Raw genomic sequence first — 16879 nt, 5'->3', positions numbered from 1 at the left:
GACTCCTGCCTCAGATCGCGAGCTGCTGCTCATTGCGGTTCAGCCAGCGGCGGTAGAAGGAGGTGAAGACGATCAGGATGGCCAACAGCAGGATGCCGTAGGCCGCCGACTGAGCGAAGTCACGCGGCTGCTGTCCGAAGCCCAGGTAGTACGCCCAGGTGACGAGGATCTGGGCGTCGGAGGCGGTGTTGCCGAACAGCAGGAAGATCACGGCGAACTGGTTGAAGGTCCAGATGATGCCGAGAAGTACGACCGTGGAGCTGACGGACCGCAGCCCCGGCAGGGTGACATACCTGAACCGCTGCCAGGAATTGGCGCCGTCCATCTCGGCGGCCTCGTACAGGGAGGAGTTGATGGACTGCAGCCCACCGAGCAGCGAAACCATCATGAAGGGGACACCGCACCAGGTGTTGACCATGATCGCGGCGAACCGCTGCCAGAAGGTGTCCTCCAGCCACGACGGCGCCGGCAGGTGCAGGGCATGGAGTGCCGAGTTGATGATGCCGCTGTCGGCGAGCATGAAGCGCCAGCCGAAGACGGTGACGAAAGTGGGCACGGCCCACGGCAGGATCAGGATCAGCCGGTAGAAGGTCCGTCCGCGCAGCTTCTGGTTGAGCAGCAGTGCCAGCGCCAGCCCGATCGTGTAGTGCAGTGCCACGCACAGCGCCGTCCACACGATCGTCCAGATGAAGTGCGACCAGAACCGGTCGTAGGAGGTCGGACCGAACAGGATGTCCTTGTAGTTGTCGAGCCCGATGAACTTGTACGTCGCGTCGATGTGGTTGACGCCGATCGTGCGGGCCGTGTTGAGGCTGTTGGCGTCGGTGAGGGTCAGGTAGAGCCCGTACACCAGGGGGTAGAGCACGAGGACGCCGAGCACGATCGCCACGGGCGCGATCATCGCGTACGCGTACCAGTGCTTCTCGTATCCGCGCTTCAGGCGCCGGCCCAGGCCGGGCCGCGGAGCGCGGTCACCGCGGCGCTTGCCGGTCGCGCGGTCGATGGCGACTGTCATGGTTCGACACCTTCTGGAAGATCAGGGGGTGGGCCTGGGCACAGGCCGGTGGCCGCCGGATCCTTTCCCCCGTTCGGGGGGATCCGACGGCCACACGGGCTCACTTGCTGAAGTCGGGGACGAGCTTGGCGATCGCGAGCTCGACGTTGCTCAGGCCTTTGTCCAGCGACTCCTTGCCACCGGCGATCTTCGGCAGCTCGGTGTCGAGCGGGCCCCACAGGGAGCTGTACTCGGGCAGCGCCGGGCGCGGCTGGGCGGCGGAGAGGACGCCCTGGTAGCCGGCGATGCCAGGGTCGGCCTTGACCTGGGCGGTGTAGGCGTCGGCCCGCGTGGGGAGCGTGGAGTTCTTCAGGGCGATGGTCTCCTGGGACTTCGCCGAGGTCATGAACTTCACGAACTTCAGCGCCGCTTCCTGGTGGGCCTTGTCCGAGCCGGCGTAGACCGAGAGGTTGTGGCCGCCGGTCGGGGCGCCCGCCTTGCCGCTGGAGCCGGCCGGGACGGTGGCGATGCCGAGGTTGGACTTTTTCTTGAAGGCCGAGCCCTTGTAGAAGTTCGTGATCTCCCAGGGGCCCTGGATGATCGCGGCGACCTTGCCGCTGACGAACGCGTCCTGGATGTGGGCGTAGGCGTCGGCGGTGGTGTCGGCCTTGTGCAGGCCCTTGCCGGAGAACAGGCTCAGCCAGGTGCCGTAGGCCTTCTTCGCGGGGGCCGAGTTCACGGTGATCTTCTTGGCGGTGGCGTCGACGGTGTCGGTGCCCTCACCGTAGAGGAAGCTCTGGGCGTAGTAGGCCTGGGTGGAGCCCCAGTAGCCGTCGGCGCCGGTCTTGTCCTTGACCTTGGCGGCGTCGGACTTCAGCTCGTCCCAGGTCTTGGGGGCCTCGGTGATGCCGGCCTTTTTGAACAGGGCCTTGTTGTAGACCAGGGCGAGGGTGTCGGTGACCAGCGGCACGCCGTACGTCTTGCCGTCGTACTGGGCCTGCTTGATCAGGCTGGACTGGAACTTGCCCTGGTCCGCGAGGGCCTCGGTGCCGTCCAGCGGCAGGAAGTAGCCCTTCTTCGCGAAGGCGGGGGTCCAGCCGACCTCGGAGCGCAGCACGTCCGGGGCGCCCTTGGAGCCGGCGGCCGTGTCGAACTTGTTCTGCGCCTGGTCGAAGGGGACGTTGACGTACTTGACCTTGATGTTCTTGTTGGCCGCTTCGAACTGCTTGACCAGGGCCTGGTACGTCGGCGCCTCGTTCGTGGCGTTGGAGGTGTCCCACCAGGTGATGGTCACCGGGCCGTCCGACTTGTCGCTGCCGCTGTCGCTCCCGCCGCAGGCCGTCGCCGCGAGGGCGAGGGACGCCACCAGCGCGGTGGCCGCTATGCCACGCCGCATGAGTTCTCCTTGAGGGTGAAAGCCCGTGTGCACAGGGAGCGGTCCCGTCCGCCGCCCCTGCCGACTTGCCGACTGCGCCGATGGGGGGTACCCCACGCCGTTGAGGCAGTGGGGAAGGCCGCCGGGCGACCGTGAACGTAACAGCGAAGTAAGCGCCGCGAAAGACCTTGCAGAAAAAAAGTGCAAGTGATCATGAGAGTTACCCGTCCGTGACCTCGGTTCCCCTGCCGCACTCCCCGGATTTCATGCCGCTCAACGGGGTATCGGACACTTGTGCAAGACTCTGCAAGCTCTTGCCGTAGGGTTGCAACGGGGGAATCATCCCCTTGCGGACCGGGACGCCGACCAGAACACGAGGGAACGCGATGACGCAGCAGCCCGCGGGGGGCCGTTCGACGGCCCGCACCCGGCGCCCGATCGGTGTGCAAGGCGAGATACGCCCGGTACAGTCCAATCCTGTGACCACACGGCTTGCCGACATCGCTGCTCAGGCGGGGGTGAGCGAAGCGACCGTCAGCCGCGTCCTCAACGGGAAGCCGGGCGTCGCCGCCACCACCCGCCAGTCCGTGCTGGCCGCCCTCGACGTCCTGGGGTACGAGCGCCCGGTGCGGCTGCGGCAGCGCAGCGAGGGCCTGGTGGGCCTGATCACCCCGGAGCTGGAGAACCCGATATTCCCGGCCTTGGCCCAGGTCATCGGCCAGGCGCTGACCCGGCAGGGCTACACCCCGGTGCTCGCCACCCAGACCCCGGGCGGGTCGACGGAGGACGAGCTGACCGAGATGCTGGTGGACCGCGGGGTCGCCGGGATCATCTACGTCTCCGGGCTGCACGCGGACACCACGGCCGACATGGAGCGCTACGAGCGGCTGCGGGCCCAGGGCGTGCCCTTCGTCCTCGTCGACGGCTTCTCCCCCAAGGTGCAGGCGCCGTTCATCTCCCCCGACGACCGGGCGGCGATGACGCTGGCGGTCACGCACCTGGTGTCGCTGGGCCACACGCGGATCGGCCTGGCCCTGGGACCCAAGCGCTTCGTCCCGGTCCAGCGCAAGATCGAGGGTTTCGTGCGCACGATGCAGGACCAGTTGGGCCTGAGCACGGGAGAGATCGAGTCGCAACTCGTCCAGCACTCCCTCTACACCCTCGAGGGCGGCCAGGCTGCCGCGAGCGCGCTCATCGACCGGGACTGCACGGCGATCGTGTGCGCCAGCGACATGATGGCGCTGGGGGCGATACGGGCGGCCCGGCAGCGGGGCCTGGAGGTCCCCCGGGACATCTCGGTGGTGGGCTTTGACGATTCCCCGCTGATCGCGTTCACCGACCCGCCCCTGACGACGATCCGCAAGCCGGTCCCGGCGATGGGCCAGGCGGCGGTGCGCACGCTGCTGGAGGAGATCGGCGGGACGCCCGCGCCGCACAGCGAGTTCGTGTTCATGCCGGAGCTGGTGGTGCGCGGTTCGACAGCTTCGGCCCCTGGGGACCGGAATCGCCCCTAAGGTGGAGAATTCCCGCCTCTGTGCAGTGCGCTGGTAGGAGGGCCCCGGAGTCTCCCGGGTGAAGAACATGCGGCCCGGACCCGACCACGGGATGATCGGGGGAAGAACGCTTTTCTGGCAGACTCTGTGCCTATGGGTGACACGACCGTGACGCGACTGGAAGGGCCGGAAGAGGCCGTTCCGCACCCCGTCGCGGAGGAAGCCGGGCAGAGCGCGCTGCGCCGGCTGCGCGCCCCGGGCCGACCCCGGTTGTGGTTCGAGATCCTGCTGATCGCGGTGAGTTACTGGACGTACTCGCTGATCCGCAACGCGGTCCCGGAACAGAAGGCCGAGGCGCTGCGCAACGCCGACTGGATCTGGCGCACGGAGCACGGGCTCGGCATCGCCGTCGAACAGTCGGTCAACCATGCCGCGAACTCGGTGACTTGGCTGATCATCGGCATGAACTACTACTACGCGACACTGCACTTCCTGGTGACGCTGGGTGTGCTGGTGTGGCTCTTCCGCAGCCACCCCGGCCGCTACGCGGCGACCCGTCTGGCGCTCTTCGCCACGACGGGCGTGGCCCTGGTCGGCTACTACCTGTATCCGCTGGCGCCACCCCGGCTGATGAACGGCGGCGACTTCGTCGACACGGTGCAGGTCCACCACACCTGGGGCTCGATGGCCTCCGGCGACCTGAAACACATGTCGAACCAGTACGCCGCGATGCCGTCGATGCACATCGGCTGGTCCCTGTGGTGCGGTCTGACGATCTTCGCCCTGGCCAAGGTGCCGTGGGTCCGCGTCCTGGGCCTGCTCTACCCGGCGGCGACCCTGGTGGTCATCGTCGCCACCGCCAACCACTTCTGGCTGGACGCGGTGGGCGGCGTCCTGTGCCTGTCCTTCGGCTTCACCGTGGCCCGCGTGTGGTTCGGCGCCCTGCCGCACGCCCTGCCGCGGCTGGCGCCGGTGCGGGGGACGCGGGGGGCGTTGCTGCCGACCAAGGCATAGGGCGCCGGTTCCCTTGACTCCGGGGCGACCGGATCCCTTGACTCCGGGGCGACCGGTCCCCTTGACTCCGGGGCGACCGGACCGGCGCCCGGCGCTGCGAAGTACCGCACCGGCAGCCACGCGACGGCTGGTACGGGACGCAGGCCGGCCTAGAGGCAGGCGCGCCACGACGAGGGCGGCAGCCGCGCGACGGCGGGAGCGGGCCGTGGGGGTGCGTAGCGGCCCGCCGCCGCGTGTACTTCGTCTCTGCCCAGCCCAGCCAGCCCAGCCCAGGCAGCGGGCAGCGGTACGCCCGTCCGGAGGGGCGGCGGGCTCGACGCACCACCACGGCCCGACCCAGCCACGCACCCGTAGGCACCGTGGCCCCGCCCCCCACGCACCCGCAGGCACACGGGCCCAACCACCGGAGGGCAACCGCACCACCACGGCCCCGACGCGGCCACGCCCCGACCCCACCACCCACCCGCAGGCACACGGGCCCAACCGCCGAAGGCAACCGCACCACCACGCCCCCGACGCGGCCACGGCCCTACCCCACCACGCACCCGCAGGCGCACTGGCGGCCACCGCCGGAGGCCGGGGCTCACATTCCGTAGAACAACGACTCCATGACCCCCCGAGCCCGCCGCGCGGTCCGCCGGTACGCGTCCAGCATGTCCCCCACGTGCCCCGGCCCGTACCCCAAGTACCGCCCCACGGCGGCCAGTTCCCGCGGATCCGCAGGAAACGTGTCCCCCGCCCGCCCCCGCACGAGCATCACGGCGTTCCGCACCCGAGTGGCCAGCACCCACGCCTCGTCGAGTATCGAGGCGTTCTCCTCGGAGATGAGCCCGGCGCCCCGCGCGGCCGCCAACGCCTCCCGTGTCCGCGTCGTCCGCAGCCCCGCCTCGGCCCACGCATGCCGCAGCTGCAACAGCTGCACCGTCCACTCCACGTCGGACAACCCACCCGGCCCGAGCTTGGTGTGCAGCTTGGGATCGGCGCCGCGCGGCAGCCGCTCGGCCTCCATCCGTGCCTTCAGCCGCCGGATCTCCCGTACCGCGTCCTCGCCGAGCCCCCGCGCCGGATACCGCAACGGATCGATCAGCTCGACGAACCGCCGCCCCAGATCCTCGTCCCCGGCGACGGGCTCGGCCCGCAACAGGGCCTGCGACTCCCACACCAGGGACCACCGGTGGTAATACGCCTCGTACGACTTCAACGTCCGCACCAGCGGCCCCGACTTGCCCTCGGGCCGCAGATCCGCGTCGATCAGCAGCGGTGGATCCGCGCTCGGAATCTGCAGCAGCCGCCGCATCTCGGCGACGACCCGGTTCGCCGCCTCCGAGGCCTCCCGCTCGTCGACCCCCTCCCGCGGCTCGTGCACGAAGAGCACGTCCGCATCCGACCCGTAGCCCAGCTCATGCCCCCCGAACCGGCCCATGCCGATGATCGCGAACCGGGTCGGCAGCGTCTCACCCCACCCTTCGCCCACGACCGCACGCAGCGTGCCCGCCAGCGTCGCCGCCGTCAGATCCGACACCGCGCTGCCCACCCGGTCCACGAGCGCGCCCTGGTCGGCCTCGGCCGGCTGGGCCTCGGTGCCGTAGGAGCCGACGATGTCGGTGGCGGCCGTACGGAACAGTTCCCGGCGCCGTACGCCGCGGGCGGCCGTGACCCCCTGCTCGGCGCTCTCCGCGCGGCCGACGGCGGCGAGGATCTCCTGCTCCAGCTGGGCCCGTCCCCGCGGCTCCAGCCCGCCGCCGTCGCCGTCGCCGAGCAGCGCCACGGCCTCGGGCGCCCGCATCAGCAGGTCGGGGGCGAGTCGCCCTGCCGACAGCACGCGGGCGAGATTCTCGGCCGCGGCGCCCTCGTCCCTCAGCAGCCGCAGGTACCAGGGGGTCTTGCCGAGCGCGTCCGACACCTTGCGGAAGTTGAGCAGGCCCGCGTCCGGGTCGGCGGAGTCCGCGAACCAGCCCAGGAGGACGGGCAGCAGGGTGCGCTGGATGGCGGCCTTGCGGGTGACGCCCGAGGCCAGCGCCTCCAGGTGGCGCAGGGCGGCGGCCGGGTCGGCGTAGCCGAGGGCGACCAGGCGTTCACGGGCCGCCTCGGGGCTCAACCGCACCTCGCCGGGGGCGAGTTGGGCGACCGCGTCGAGCAGCGGCCGGTAGAAGAGCTTCTCGTGCAGGCGCCGTACGACGCCGGTGTGCCGTTTCCACTCGCGGGTGAGCGCGGCGACCGGGTCGGTGCGCAGGCCGAGGGAGCGGCCGAGGCGGCGCAGGTCGGCCTCGTCCTCGGGGACGAGGTGGGTGCGGCGCAGCCGGTAGAGCTGGATGCGGTGCTCCATGGAGCGCAGGAAGCGGTAGGCCTCGTCGAGCTGGACGGCGTCCACGCGGCCGACGTAGCCGCCCGCCGCCAGCGCCTTCAGCGCGTCGAGCGTGGTGCGGCTGCGCAGTGAGGGGTCGGTGCGCCCGTGCACCAACTGCAGTAGCTGCACGGCGAATTCGACGTCCCTGAGGCCGCCCGGGCCGAGCTTCAGCTCGCGCTCGACCTCGGCGGCGGGGATGTTCTCGACGACGCGGCGGCGCATCTTCTGCACGTCGGCGACGAAGTTCTCGCGCTCGGCGGCCGTCCAGACCATCGGTTCGAGGGCGGCGACATACTCCGCGCCGAGGTCCAGGTCGCCGGCCACCGGGCGGGCCTTGAGCAGCGCCTGGAACTCCCAGGTCTTGGCCCACCGCTGGTAGTAGGCGACGTGGCTGCTGAGGGTGCGCACCAGCGGGCCGTTGCGGCCCTCGGGGCGCAGGTTGGCGTCGACGGGCCAGATGGAGCCCTCGATTGTGGTCTCGGAGCAGATCCGCATCATGTGCGAGGCGAGCCGGGTCGCGGCGCGCAGGGCCTTGCCCTCGTCGGCGCCCTCGGCGGCCTCGCCGACGAAGATGACGTCGACGTCGGAGACGTAGTTCAGCTCATGGCCGCCGCACTTGCCCATCGCGATGACCGCGAGCCGGCACAGCGCGACGTCGTCGGGCGCGGCGGCGCGGGCGAGGCGGAGCGCGGCGCGCAGGGTGGCGGTGGCGAGGTCGGCGAGCTCGGCGGCGGTCTCGGCGACGTCGGTGGTGCCGCACACGTCGCGGGCGGCGATGGACAGCAGGCAGCGCCGGTAGGCGACGCGCAGCGAGACGGGGTCGGTGGCCTCCGCGAGCCCCCGCTCGAATTCCTCCACCCCCGGGTGCAGGTCCTGCGGCTCGTAGGTGACGAGCACGCGCCAGTCGCCGGCGTGCCGGGCGAGGTGGTCGCCGAGCGCGGCGGAGGCACCGAGCACGCCGAGCAGCCGGTCGCGCAGCGGCTTGGCCGCTATCACCGTGTCGAGCAGCTCGCGCCGGGCCGTCGGGGCGGGCTGTGCCTCCAGCAGCCGGACGAGTCCGCGCAGCGCGAGGTCCGGATCGGCGGTCGCGCCCAGTGCCTCCAGCAGCACCGGGTCGTCCCTGACGGGGGCGAGCTCGGGGCTCTCCAGGAGCCGCTCGGCGGCCGAGGGATCGGTGAAGCCGTGCCGCAGCAGCCGCGTGAAGGTACTGCTCCTGCGCCCCGGCGCCGTCATCCCCGGCCTCCCGTCGGATCAAGCTCGTCCTGGCCAGAGCCTAGCCGGAGTGACCGGCGACGGCCCCGGGGGTGGCGGCGACGATTTCCGCCGGCGTGCGCGGCCCGCCCTGCCTCGAAGGGAGAAGCAGATGACGGACAGGGAACCACAGACCCGTCTCGACCCGCGCTACAGCAGCCCCGGCACCGTCCCGACGCCCTGGCCCGAGGCCGAGGAGCGGGCTGGCCGGCGCCGAGCAGTACTGGCTGTCGACGGTCCGGCCCGACGGCCACCCGCACGTCACCCCGCTGATCGCGGTGTGGGCGGACGGCGCCCTGCACTTCTCGACCGGCCCCGGGGAACGCAAGGCCCGCAACCTCGAGCGGAACCCGCACGTGGTACTGACGACCGGCACCAGCACCTGGACGAGGGCTACGACCTGGTGGTCGAGGGCGAGGCGGTCCGGGTGACCGACGACGACCGGCTGCGCGCGCTGGCCGGGGCGTGGGAGCGCAAGTACGGCCCCTTCTGGCACTACGAGGTGGGGGACGGGCAGTTCCACCACGGTGCGGGGAACGCCCTGGTCTTCGCGGTGGCACCCCGCACGGTTTTCGGCTTCGGAAAGGGGGAGGGGTTCAGCCAGACGCGCTGTCGGTTCGGCTGACGGCGGCCGAGCAGGAGGAGCAGTAGTTCACCCGGTCTTCATCCGCCGGGTTGACCGCCGTGGGGGGCGGGAATCTTGGCGTGTGCATGCTCTGTCCGCACCGCCGACCCCGCCCCTCCCCACCGGAGGTTGATGTGTCCGGCAGTTCTGGCAAGTCAGTGTTCCGCCGCGGCCGTACCGCCCTGGCGTCCGCAGTCGCCCTCGCGGCCGCCGCAGTCGGCCTGTGGACCGGCCTCGGCGGCTCCCCGGCCGCGCAGGCCGCGGCCGGGGTCCCGACCCCGGACCACGTGGTCGTCGTGGTCTTCGAGAACCACGCCTACAGCCAGGTGATCGGCTCCTCCAGCGCCCCGTACATCAACTCGCTCAAGTCCGGCGGCGCCAACCTCACCCAGTCGTACGCCGAGACCCACCCGAGCCAGCCGAACTACTTCGCGATGTTCTCCGGCTCCACCCAGGGCATCACGGACAACAGCTGCTACACCCCCGGCTTCTCCTCCGCCCCGAACCTCGCCTCCGAGCTGATCGCCGCGGGCCGCACCTGGGCCAGCTACAACGAGTCGCTGCCCAGCCAGGGCTCGACGACATGCAGCAGCGGCACCTACGCCCGCAAGCACAACCCCTGGTTCGGCTTCAGCAACGTACCGACGTCGAGCGCCAAGACCTTCGCCCAGTTCCCGACGGACTACTCGACGCTGCCGCAGCTGTCCTTCGTGGTCCCCAACCTGTGCAGCGACATGCACGGCTGCTCGGTGTCGACCGGTGACACCTGGCTGCAGAACAACCTCGGCGCGTACGCCACCTGGGCCAAGACCCACAACAGCCTGCTCGTCGTCACCTTCGACGAGGACAACCGGCTCAGCGGCAACCGCATCCCGACGGTCCTGTACGGCCAGCCGGTGACGCCCGGGTCAAGCAGCTCCACTACGTACAACCACTACGACCTGCTGCGCACCCTGGAGGACACGCAGGGCCTGACCACGCACGCGGGCAACGCGGCCTCCGCCCAGGGCATCACCGGCATCTGGGCGTCCTGAGATGTACGTGGCGGACAGCCGCGCCAGTACCCCCGGTACTCCGGCGCCGGCGTCCGCGGACGGCGCCGTCCGGCCCCCCGCCGGGCGGCGCCGCGCCGCGGTCGCCCCCACGGTCCTCGCGCTCGGCACGGTCTGCCTGATCACCGACGTGTCGTCGGAGATGGTGACGTCGGTACTCCCGCTGTACCTGGTGGCGGGCCTGGGCCTGTCCCCCGCTGGGCTTCGGTCTGCTCGACGGCATCTACAACGGCTTCTCGGCGGTCGTACGACTGGCCGGGGGCCACCTCGCCGACCGGGGCGGGGGCCGGCACAAGGGGGTGGCGGGGCTCGGCTACGGCATCTCGGCGCTCTGCAAGCCGCTGCTGCTGGTCGCCCACTCCCTCACCCCCATCGGCCTGATCCTAGCCGCCGACCGCACGGGCAAGGGCCTGCGCACGGCACCCCGCGACGCACTGATCTCCCTGTCGAGCACACCGGAGACGCGGGGCCGCGCCTTCGGAGTGCACCGCGCGATGGACACGGCGGGGGCGCTGCTGGGGCCACTGGTGGCGTTCTGGATCCTGCGAGCCACGGTGGACGGGTACGACGCGGTGTTCACGGTGAGCTTCTGCGTGGCCGCGGTCGGGGTGCTGGTCCTGGTGCTGTTCGTACCGGGCGGGCGCGTGGAGCGGACCGACTCCGGTGAGCGGCCGACGCTGCGCGCCGCACTCGCCCTGTTGCGCCGCCGTGATCTGCGCCGCACAGCGGTCTGCGCGCTGCTGCTGGGCCTGGCGACGGTCAGCGACTCCTTCGTCTATCTGCTGCTGCAACGGCGCCTCGGCGTCCCCGACCGCTGGTTCGCGCTGCTGCCGCTGGGCACGGCGGCCGCGTTCCTGCTGCTGGCCGTGCCGCTGGGCCGACTGGCGGACCGGGTGGGCCGCCGACGCGTCTTCCTGGCGGGCCACGCGGCGCTGCTCCTCGCCTACGCGCTGCTGCTCACCTCCTGGCACGGCACGGCCCTGCCGTACGCGGTCCTCGTGCTGCACGGCGGCTTCTACGCGGCGACCGACGGGGTGCTGATGGCGGCGGCCTCGGACAGCGTGCCGCAGGAACTGCGCTCGTCCGGGCTGGCGCTGGTGCAGACGGGGCAGGCGCTGGCGCGGTTCGCCTGCTCGCTGGGGTTCGGGGCCGCCTGGACGGTGTGGGGCGACCGTACGGCGCTCATGGCGTCGACGGTGGCGCCGGCCGTGTGCGCGGCCTTCTCGCTGACACTGCGCCCGACCCGGGAGAACGCAAGATGACGGTACGTACGCGCATCCTGGTCCTGCTGTCGGCCCTCGTCCTCCTGGCGGCGGTCGCGGTGGCGTCGGTGCTGCACGCCTCGGCCCGAGCGGACCGCCGCGACCAGACGCAGGCCGGCGGCCCGAGGGTCACCTCGGGCCGGGTGACCCTGACGGCCCGCGGCCGGATGGTGTTCCGCAACATGGCGTGGGGTTCGCACCGCGACGAACTGACCACGGTCCCGGCGTCGGACCCCTCGGGCCCGCGCACCGCCTCGGGCGTCAAGTGCCTGCGTTTCCATACCGCTTCGGGCACCGGGGTGTGCCTGCAGGCGGTGCACGGCGCGGTCTCGGACACGTACCGCGCGGTGATCCTCGACGCCCGACTGAAGGTGAGGGCCAGCTACGACGTCCCCGGCATCCCCTCCCGCGCCCGGGTGTCCCCCAGCGGCCACTTCGCGGCCTGGACGGCGTTCGTGGGCGGCGACTCGTACGCGGGCACGGACTTCTCGACCCGGGCGGCGATCGTGGACGTCAGGACGGGCAGGCTGATCCCGTCCCTGGAGACGTTCCGGATCATCAAGGACGGCCACGCCTACCGGGCCCCGGACATCAACTTCTGGGGCGTGACGTTCGCGTCGGACGACCGCACCTTCTACGCGACGCTGGCAACGAAACCGCATGCGTCTGGGGGCCGAGCCCGGTCACGGGCTGCCCGCAGAGATCGCGCACGCGCAGAGACTCGCCCGATGTCTGACCGCTCTGTGCGACCACTACGAGAATCTGGGCGGAGGCTGATGGTGGGCGTCCGTATCGACGGGCAACGCCACGGCACCCGGCCGGGCGCGGCCCACAGGCACGAAGCCGAGCCCCTCAGCGAGCCGCCCGAACGGACGGCGTTCCGAGCGTGGCTGGTCCACTGCGCGGGCTGCTCCGACTGCAAGTTCACGGCAGACGGCTGCGCCAAGGCATCCCGGCTGCATGAGGCATACCGGGCCGCTCACGCGATCGCGTGAGCCTCCTCCTGTCCCAGTGACAGGGCCCGTAACGGCCGCGTCCGGTCCGGGCCGCCCGTATGCGTGCCCGTCCCGCCCGAGTACAGAAAACTACCGGCGGGACGGGTCTCGCCGCCAAGCCACCCGCAGGTGGGGAAGCTGCCGCGCTGCACAGGCGCGCCATCCCCATGCCCCCTGAGGGCCGGGTACTCCCCCGTCCCGCCCAGCGGGAGCGCTACAGCACCGGCAGGTTCTTCCGCAGCTCGAAGGCCGTCACCTCGGAGCGGTACTCCTCCCACTCCTGGCGCTTGTTGCGCAGGAAGAAGTCGAAGACGTGCTCGCCGAGGGTCTCGGCGACCAGGTCGCTGCTCTCCATGAGGGTCAGGGCCTCGCCGAGGTTCTGCGGGAGGGGCTCGATGCCCATCGCGCGCCGCTCGGCGTTGGAAAGCGCCCAGACGTCGTCCTCGGCGCCCGGCGGGAGCTCGTAGCCCTCCTCGATGCCCTTGAGACCGGCGGCCAGGAGGACGGCGTACGCCAGGTACGGGTTCGCGCCGGAGTCGAGGGAGCGGACCTCGACGCGAGCCGAGCCCGTCTTGCCGGGCTTGTACATGGGCACGCGGACCAGCGCCGAGCGGTTGTTGTGGCCCCAGCAGATGTACGACGGCGCCTCGCCGCCCGCGCCCGCCGTGCGCTCGGAGCCGCCCCAGATGCGCTTGTAGGAGTTGACCCACTGGTTGGTGACCGCGGAGATCTCCGCCGCGTGCTTGAGCAGGCCCGCGATGAAGGAGCGGCCGACCTTGGAGAGCTGGTACTCGGCGCCGGACTCGTAGAACGCGTTCCGGTCACCTTCGAACAGCGACAGGTGCGTGTGCATGCCGGAGCCGGGGTGTTCGGAGAAGGGCTTCGGCATGAACGTCGCCTGTACGCCCTGCTCCAGCGCCACCTGCTTCATGACCAGGCGGAAGGTCATGATGTTGTCCGCGGTCGAGAGGGCGTCGGCGTAGCGCAGGTCGATCTCCTGCTGGCCGGGGGCTCCCTCGTGGTGGGAGAACTCCACCGAGATGCCCATCGACTCCAGCATGGTGATCGCCTGGCGGCGGAAGTCCATGCCGATGTTCTGCGGGGTGTGGTCGAAGTACCCCGAGTTGTCGGCGGGCGTCGGACGCGAGCCGTCGAGCGGCCTGTCCTTCAGCAGGAAGAACTCGATCTCCGGGTGGGTGTAGAAGGTGAAGCCCAGGTCGGAGGTGCGGGCGAGGGCCCGCTTCAGCACGTAGCGCGGGTCGGCGAAGGACGGGGAGCCGTCCGGCATGAGGATGTCGCAGAACATGCGGGCCGTGCCCGGGGCCTCGGCGCGCCAGGGCAGGACCTGGAAGGTGGAGGGGTCGGGCTTGGCGATCATGTCGGACTCGTAGACCCGCGCGAAGCCCTCGATGGCGGAGCCGTCGAAGCCGATGCCCTCGTCGAAGGCCTGCTCCAGCTCGGCCGGCGCCACGGCCACGGACTTGAGGAAGCCCAGCACGTCCGTGAACCACAGGCGTACGAACCGGATGTCGCGCTCCTCCAACGTCCGGAGCACGAACTCCTGCTGCTTGTCCATCTTCCGCTTCCCCATCCTTGCTGGTCAGGCCGCCTGTCTCCGGTACCGCGGGAGGCGGTCGGGCACCTGAGCATCCCACCACAACACCATTTCATGCGTGTTGCGGACCATGATCGCCCGGCCGTCCTCGGTGCGAACCTCTCGCGTCCGGCAGGTGTACTGCTCTGCCGCCCATCTTGCCTGCTCGCACCGACATCCGTAATGGCCGATCCCGATCGCCCCCCACGCCTCTTAATGTGCATCTCAAATGCAAGATTTAATACCGTGCGCGGGCAGTCGATCAGTCGGTCCCAGGAGTCCCAGGAGTCCCAGGAGTCCCGATGCTGTCCGAGCAGTCCGCAGCCACCGTCCGCGCCACCCTCCCCGCCGTCGGCGCGGGGCCTGTCCAGGGCACCGGGCGCGACGGTCCGGCAGTTCAGCGTCAAGCGCGTGCACGGCGGTGCGACGCCCGACGGCGAGGTCTCGAAATCACCTCCACGCGCGCGTGCGCGAGGGCGACGCCCTGGAGCTGTCCGAGCCGTACGGCGACCTGGTCCTCGACCCGACACGCTCCTACTGCTCGCCTCCGCGGGCATCGGCGTCACCCCGATGATCGCGATGCTGGCGCAGCTGGCGGAGACCGGGCACCGGGCCCCGGTCACCGTGGTGCACGGCGACCGCTCCCCCGTCGACCACGCCCTGCGCGCCGATCACGAGGCGTACGCGGCCAAGCTGCCGGACGCGGCCGTGCGCGGTACGAGGAAAGTGCCGAACCGGGCACCCGCGCGGGGCGCGTCGACCTCGCGTCCCTGCCGATCGCCTCGGGCACGCGCGCGTACCTGTGCGGTCCGCTGCCCTTCATGCGGGCGGTGCGGGCCCAGCTGATCGACAAGGGCGTGGCCCCGGCCGACATCCACTACGAGGTGTTCGGGCCGGACCTGTGGCTGGCGAGGGCGTGAGGGGCCGTCGAGATCCCCAGCAGCAGCGGCCCGGTCGGCTCCGCGACGATGTCCGCCACGGTCACCGGGTCCAGCGAGGCGAAGAACGCCTCCTGGGCCCGGCGCAGGGCACCCCGGAGCCGGCAGCCCGAATTCAGCGGGCAGGGCGTGGCGCCCTCGCAGTCGACGACGTCACCCTCCCCCTCGAAGGCGCGCACCACGGCGCCCACCGACGCCGTACGCCCCTGCTCGGTGAGCGCGAGCCCCCCGCCCCGGCCGCGCCGGGCCGTGAGCAGGCCCATGTGCGTCAGTTCGGCGACAACCTTTGCGGCGTGCGTGTACGGCACGTCCATGTCCGCCGCGACGTCCCGGGTCGTGGGGTTCGCCTCGCCCACGACGGCAAGCCGCATCAGGACGCGCAGTGCCAGGTCGGTGGAGCGCAACAGCCGCATGCCGCGAGCCTAGATAATGCGCATCCGCTTCAAATTATCGGCGGCCTCACACGAACCCCTGCCGTCGCACTACGATCAGCAAACCCGACTGCCCCTTCCCCCAAAAGGACTCCGCCATGGGTTCCGCCCAGAAGACCGGCTCCGCCGAGCGCAAGGCGCGCATAGAGGAGATGCGCCGCGCCGAGCGCGCCCGGGAGCGCCGCAACCGGATCCTGACCGTCGCGGCGAGCGTGGTCGTCGTCGCCGGTCTCGTCGTCGGCGGCGTGGTCCTCGTCCACTCCCGGTCCGGCGGCGACAAGACCGCCGCGGCGAGCGACTCCAAGGGCGCGGGCCACTTCGTCACCGGCGCGGACGGCGTGAAGACCTGGAAGGGCACCCTGGGCCGCACCCACACCACCAAGGCCGTGTCGTACCCGATGGAGCCCCCGGTCGGCGGCAACCACAACCCGGTCTGGCAGAACTGCAACGGCGACGTCTACACCAAGCCGGTCCGGAACGAGAACGCCGTGCACGCGCTGGAGCACGGCGCGGTCTGGGTGACGTACAACAGCAAGGCGTCCAAGGCGGACGTGGCCGCGCTCGCGGCGAAGGTGAAGAAGACGCCGTACACCCTGATGAGCCCCGTCGAGGACCAGAAGGACCCGATCGTGCTCAGCGCCTGGGCGCACCAGCGCACGGTGACGAGCGCGAGCGACCCGAACGTCGACAAGTTCTTCGCCCAGTTCGTCCAGGGCTCACAGACGCCGGAGCCGGGCGCCGCCTGCACCGGCGGGCTGTCCCAGTGAGGCACATCGGGCTGATCGCCGGGGCCGCCGCGGCAGCGCTCGTCGCGGCCGGGGCGATCACGTACGCAGTCGCCGAGGACGACGGCTCCGGCGCCAGGACGCCCGCCGCGGACTCCGCGGACGCCGGTTTCGCCCGGGACATGGCGGTCCATCACCAGCAGGCGGTCGAGATGTCGTACATCGTGCGCGACCGCACCGGCAACGCCGAAGTGCGCCGCCTTGCATACGACATCGCGCAGACGCAGGCCAACCAGCGCGGCATGCTGCTGGGCTGGCTCGACCTGTGGGGGCTGCCGAAGGTGTCGGCGGATCCGCCGATGACGTGGATGGGCATGGGCGACATGGCCTCCGGCAAGGACGGCGCGCTGATGCCGGGCATGGCGACCAACGCCGAGATGAAGAAGCTGGGCGAACTCAGCGGCAAGCAGGCCGAGGTCTTCTACCTCCAGCTGATGACGGACCATCACAAGGGCGGCATCCACATGGCCGAGGGCTGTGTCGCCAAGTGCACGGTCGGCGTGGAGAAGAAGCTCGCGCAGGGCATGGTCGACGCCCAGCAGTCGGAGATCCGGCTCATGGCCGACATGCTCAAGGCGCGCGGCGCCACGCCCCGTTCGTAACACCCGCCGTAAGGATGAAAGCCTCAGTTCACCCAGCCTGACGGTTCCTTGGGCTTCTCTTGGCTTACGCATTCCCCTGGCATGAACGGTTCATCGAAAGAGTGACCCCCATCGTGTGATC

11 protein-coding genes and 4 pseudogenes are annotated in these 16879 nt (G+C 70.9%); 10 read left to right on the top strand and 5 right to left on the bottom strand.

Features of this window, described 5'->3' with window-relative positions; translation table 11 throughout:
- Window positions 1–10 precede the first annotated feature (10 nt).
- Window positions 11–1015 (bottom strand): sugar ABC transporter permease, encoded by a 1005-nt coding sequence (locus ABZV31_RS02270; RefSeq protein ID WP_355886890.1) that lies wholly within the window; start codon window positions 1013–1015, stop codon window positions 11–13.
- Window positions 1016–1115: 100 nt separating this feature from the next.
- Window positions 1116–2390 carry an extracellular solute-binding protein gene (locus ABZV31_RS02265; RefSeq protein ID WP_355886887.1) on the bottom strand — a complete coding sequence of 425 codons (1275 nt, stop codon included), beginning with the start codon at window positions 2388–2390 and terminating at the stop codon, window positions 1116–1118.
- Between the two features lie 458 nt (window positions 2391–2848).
- On the opposite strand from ABZV31_RS02265, the gene ABZV31_RS02260 reads away from it, so the two are divergent.
- Together ABZV31_RS02260 and ABZV31_RS02255 are read left to right on the top strand one after the other, a co-directional pair.
- Window positions 2849–3883 (top strand): LacI family DNA-binding transcriptional regulator, encoded by a 1035-nt coding sequence (locus tag ABZV31_RS02260; protein WP_355886885.1) that lies wholly within the window; start codon window positions 2849–2851, stop codon window positions 3881–3883.
- A gap of 132 nt (window positions 3884–4015) precedes the next feature.
- Window positions 4016–4876, top strand: a complete 861-nt coding sequence (locus ABZV31_RS02255; RefSeq protein WP_355886882.1) for a phosphatase PAP2 family protein — start codon at window positions 4016–4018, stop codon at window positions 4874–4876.
- Between the two features lie 583 nt (window positions 4877–5459).
- Here ABZV31_RS02255 and ABZV31_RS02250 read toward each other — a convergent pair.
- Window positions 5460–8456 (bottom strand): bifunctional [glutamine synthetase] adenylyltransferase/[glutamine synthetase]-adenylyl-L-tyrosine phosphorylase, encoded by a 2997-nt coding sequence (locus tag ABZV31_RS02250; protein ID WP_355886879.1) that lies wholly within the window; start codon window positions 8454–8456, stop codon window positions 5460–5462.
- Between the two features lie 130 nt (window positions 8457–8586).
- On the opposite strand from ABZV31_RS02250, the pseudogene ABZV31_RS02245 reads away from it, so the two are divergent.
- The 5 genes and pseudogenes from ABZV31_RS02245 (at window position 8587) to ABZV31_RS02225 (ending at window position 12190) form a co-directional block, all read left to right on the top strand.
- A pseudogene (locus ABZV31_RS02245) lies at window positions 8587–9099 on the top strand (pyridoxamine 5'-phosphate oxidase family protein).
- A gap of 158 nt (window positions 9100–9257) precedes the next feature.
- Window positions 9258–10133: an alkaline phosphatase family protein gene (locus ABZV31_RS02240; protein WP_355887572.1), complete on the top strand. Its 876-nt coding sequence runs from the start codon at window positions 9258–9260 to the stop codon at window positions 10131–10133.
- Between the two features lies 1 nt (window position 10134).
- Window positions 10135–11413, top strand: a pseudogene (locus ABZV31_RS02235) (MFS transporter).
- Window positions 11410–12066: pseudogene (locus ABZV31_RS02230) on the top strand (TolB-like translocation protein); the annotation flags it as partial. The pseudogenes ABZV31_RS02235 and ABZV31_RS02230, both read left to right, overlap by 4 nt.
- 7 nt (window positions 12067–12073) lie before the next feature.
- The gene (locus ABZV31_RS02225) at window positions 12074–12190 is read left to right on the top strand and encodes a DUF6415 family natural product biosynthesis protein (RefSeq protein ID WP_355887569.1); all 117 of its coding nucleotides are present in this window, start codon (window positions 12074–12076) and stop codon (window positions 12188–12190) included.
- Between the two features lie 432 nt (window positions 12191–12622).
- Here the strand turns inward: ABZV31_RS02225 and glnA are convergent, their stop codons facing one another.
- Window positions 12623–13984: a type I glutamate--ammonia ligase gene (gene glnA / locus ABZV31_RS02220; RefSeq protein WP_355886876.1), complete on the bottom strand. Its 1362-nt coding sequence runs from the start codon at window positions 13982–13984 to the stop codon at window positions 12623–12625.
- A gap of 381 nt (window positions 13985–14365) precedes the next feature.
- Here glnA and ABZV31_RS02215 point away from each other — a divergent pair.
- A pseudogene (locus ABZV31_RS02215) lies at window positions 14366–14922 on the top strand (hemin transporter); the annotation flags it as partial.
- Here ABZV31_RS02215 and ABZV31_RS02210 read toward each other — a convergent pair.
- Entirely contained in the window at window positions 14880–15353 is a 474-nt protein-coding gene (locus tag ABZV31_RS02210; RefSeq protein ID WP_355886873.1) for an Rrf2 family transcriptional regulator, read from the bottom strand. The pseudogene ABZV31_RS02215 and the gene ABZV31_RS02210 overlap by 43 nt on opposite strands.
- A gap of 116 nt (window positions 15354–15469) precedes the next feature.
- Here ABZV31_RS02210 and ABZV31_RS02205 point away from each other — a divergent pair, with 116 nt between their 5' ends.
- Together ABZV31_RS02205 and ABZV31_RS02200 are read left to right on the top strand one after the other, a co-directional pair.
- On the top strand, window positions 15470–16138 hold the full coding sequence (locus tag ABZV31_RS02205) for a DUF3105 domain-containing protein (protein ID WP_355886871.1): 669 nt from the start codon (window positions 15470–15472) through the stop codon (window positions 16136–16138).
- Window positions 16135–16758, top strand: coding sequence for a DUF305 domain-containing protein (locus ABZV31_RS02200; protein WP_355886868.1), 624 nt, complete (start codon window positions 16135–16137; stop codon window positions 16756–16758). Before ABZV31_RS02205 ends, ABZV31_RS02200 begins: the two co-directional genes overlap by 4 nt.
- The last annotated feature ends 121 nt before the right edge of the window (window positions 16759–16879 follow it).

Origin of the sequence: Streptomyces sp. NPDC005202 (assembly GCF_040608235.1) — a bacterium.
GTDB lineage: Bacteria > Actinomycetota > Actinomycetes > Streptomycetales > Streptomycetaceae > Streptomyces.
The sequence above is the reverse complement of the archived record's forward strand: the minus strand, read 5'-3'. Positions and strand labels throughout refer to the sequence as shown.

Bases quoted from the DNA above. Each gene is read 5' to 3' on its own strand.
- ABZV31_RS02270 (WP_355886890.1), bottom strand. From the start codon at position 1,015: ATGACAGTCGCCATCGACCGCGCGACCGGCAAGCGCCGCGGTGACCGC.
- ABZV31_RS02265 (WP_355886887.1), bottom strand. From the start codon at position 2,390: ATGCGGCGTGGCATAGCGGCCACCGCGCTGGTGGCGTCCCTCGCCCTC.
- ABZV31_RS02255 (WP_355886882.1), top strand. From the start codon at position 4,016: ATGGGTGACACGACCGTGACGCGACTGGAAGGGCCGGAAGAGGCCGTT.
- ABZV31_RS02250 (WP_355886879.1), bottom strand. From the start codon at position 8,456: ATGACGGCGCCGGGGCGCAGGAGCAGTACCTTCACGCGGCTGCTGCGG.
- ABZV31_RS02225 (WP_355887569.1), top strand. From the start codon at position 12,074: ATGCGTCTGGGGGCCGAGCCCGGTCACGGGCTGCCCGCAGAGATCGCG.
- glnA (WP_355886876.1), bottom strand. From the start codon at position 13,984: ATGGACAAGCAGCAGGAGTTCGTGCTCCGGACGTTGGAGGAGCGCGAC.
- ABZV31_RS02210 (WP_355886873.1), bottom strand. From the start codon at position 15,353: ATGCGGCTGTTGCGCTCCACCGACCTGGCACTGCGCGTCCTGATGCGG.
- ABZV31_RS02205 (WP_355886871.1), top strand. From the start codon at position 15,470: ATGGGTTCCGCCCAGAAGACCGGCTCCGCCGAGCGCAAGGCGCGCATA.